At 59.4% G+C, this 1,771-nt stretch carries 1 rRNA gene; it reads right to left on the minus strand.

The features are described from left to right. Positions 1-1,771 (minus strand): 23S ribosomal RNA (locus tag HMPREF2883_RS02375); the annotation flags it as partial.

Below are 1,771 nucleotides of genomic sequence, written 5' to 3' on the forward strand. Positions count from 1 at the left end.
GGAGACCTCATCTTGAAGATGGTTTCCCGCTTAGATGCTTTCAGCGGTTACCCTTCCCGAACGTAGCCAACCAGCCGTGCCCCAGGCAGGACAACTGGCACACCAGAGGTTCGTCCGTCCCGGTCCTCTCGTACTAGGGACAGGCCTCCTCAAGTCTCCAACGCGCGCAGAGGATAGGGACCGAACTGTCTCACGACGTTCTAAACCCAGCTCGCGTACCGCTTTAATGGGCGAACAGCCCAACCCTTGGGACCTGCTCCAGCCCCAGGATGCGACGAGCCGACATCGAGGTGCCAAACCATGCCGTCGATATGGACTCTTGGGCAGGATCAGCCTGTTATCCCCGGGGTACCTTTTATCCGTTGAGCGACGACCCACCCACACGGGATCGCCGGATCACTAGTTCCTACTTTCGTACCTGCTCGACCCGTCAGTCTCACAGTCAAGCTCCCTTGTGCACTTACACTCAACACCTGGTTACCGACCAGGCCGAGGGAACCTTTGAGCGCCTCCGTTACACTTTAGGAGGCAACCGCCCCAGTTAAACTACCCACCAGGCACTGTCCCTAACCCGGATCACGGGCCCAGGTTCAGGCGCACGCCATAACCAGAGTGGTATTTCAACGACGACTCCACCACCACTAGCGTGACAGCTTCACAGTCTCCCACCTATCCTGCACAAGCTATAGCGGGCGCCAATACCAAGCTATAGTAAAGGTCCCGGGGTCTTTCCGTCCTTCTGCGCGAAACGAGCATCTTTACTCGTACTGCAATTTCGCCGAGCTCATGGTTGAGACAGCGGGGAAGTCGTTACGCCATTCGTGCAGGTCGGAACTTACCCGACAAGGAATTTCGCTACCTTAGGATGGTTATAGTTACCACCGCCGTTTACTGGGGCTTAAATTCACCACTTCACCCAAAGGGTTGATGGTTCCTCTTAACCTTCCAGCACCGGGCAGGCGTCAGTCCGTATACATCGCCTTACAGCTTCGCACAGACCTGTGTTTTTAGTAAACAGTCGCTTCCCCCTGGCCTCTGCGACCCTCCCCCCTAGCCCGCGATGGGGCTTCAAGGTTCAGGCCCCCCTTCTCCCGAAGTTACGGGGGCATTTTGCCGAGTTCCTTAACCATGATTCACTCGTGCGCCTAGGCATACTCTGCCCGACCACCTGTGTCGGTTTAGGGTACGGGCGGCTAGCACCATCGCGTCGAGGCTTTTCTCGGCACCCCAGGATCACCCTGTTATCCCCCACCAGAAGCAGGGTCACCATCACGCCTCACCCCCACCCAACCTAATGGGCTGCCCCCCGGATTTACCTGGAGGACGGGCTGCGCGCTTGAACGGACCAAGCCACCAGGTCCGCCGGGCTACCACTGTGCGTCACCCCTGTTAACACGCTTGCCTACCTGCACGGAGGACCCCCAGACCCCACCACCACAACCACACCGTCAGGCGAACCCGACAGGCGCGGCTAACATGGCGGCAAGGCGTGGGTTAGCACCCGCACGTCAGCATGGGCGGTGCTTCGCCGGTACGGGAATATCAACCCGTCATCCATCGACTACGCCTGTCGGCCTCGCCTTAGGTCCCGACTCACCCAGGGCGGACTAGCCTGGCCCTGGAACCCTTGGTCATTCGGCGCTAGGGCTTCTCACCCTAGTATCGCTACTCATGCCTGCATTCTCACTCCCACACCGTCCACCAGCAGTCACCCACAGGCTTCCCCCGGTGCAGGACGCTCCCCTACCACCCACAACCCCTGCCACCACCC

This window comes from Actinomyces sp. HMSC075C01 (assembly GCF_001812965.1).
Taxonomy (GTDB): Bacteria; Actinomycetota; Actinomycetes; order Actinomycetales; family Actinomycetaceae; genus Actinomyces; species Actinomyces acetigenes.